Origin of the sequence: Streptomyces pseudogriseolus (assembly GCA_002154585.1) — a bacterium.
GTDB lineage: Bacteria > Actinomycetota > Actinomycetes > Streptomycetales > Streptomycetaceae > Streptomyces > Streptomyces pseudogriseolus.
Genome location: MUNG01000498.1, coordinates 1 through 678 on the forward strand (window position 1 = coordinate 1; position 678 = coordinate 678).

Sequence of the window (678 nt, forward strand, 5' to 3'; positions counted from 1 at the left end):
CGCCCGGCACGGCGTCACCCCGGTCACCAACCAGGAGGCCGCCAAGACCGCCGACACCCTGATCCTCACGGTCAAGCCGCAGGACATGGGCACCCTCCTCGACGAGCTCGCCCCGCACGTCCCCGCCGACCGCCTGGTCATCAGCGGCGCCGCCGGCATCCCGACCGCGTACTTCGAGGAGCGCCTCGCCGAAGGCACCCCCGTCGTCCGCGTCATGACGAACACGCCCGCCCTGGTCGACGAGGCCATGTCGGTCATCTCCGCCGGCCGCCACGCCACCGGGGACCATCTCGCCCACGCCGAGGAGATCTTCGGCGCCGTCGGCAAGACCCTCCGCGTGCCGGAGTCCCAGCAGGACGCCTGCACGGCGCTCTCCGGCTCCGGTCCGGCGTACTTCTTCTACCTGGTCGAGGCGATGACCGACGCCGGCATCCTGCTCGGCCTGCCCCGCGACAAGGCGCACGACCTGATCGTGCAGTCCGCGATCGGCGCCGCGACGATGCTCCGCGACAGCGGCGAACACCCCGTGAAGCTGCGGGAGAACGTCACGTCCCCCGCCGGCACCACCATCAACGCCATCCGCGAGCTGGAGAACCACGGGGTACGTGCCGCTCTCATCGCCGCCTTGGAGGCCGCCCGCGACCGCAGCCGCGAACTCGCCTCCGGCAACAACGGCTG

General features: G+C 72.0%; 1 protein-coding gene. It reads left to right on the plus strand.

The window, feature by feature from the left end; all coding sequences use genetic code 11:
• Positions 1-678: pyrroline-5-carboxylate reductase (gene proC, locus CCN29_RS31780; RefSeq protein ID WP_086685997.1), on the plus strand; the 678-nt coding region annotated here is incomplete at both ends.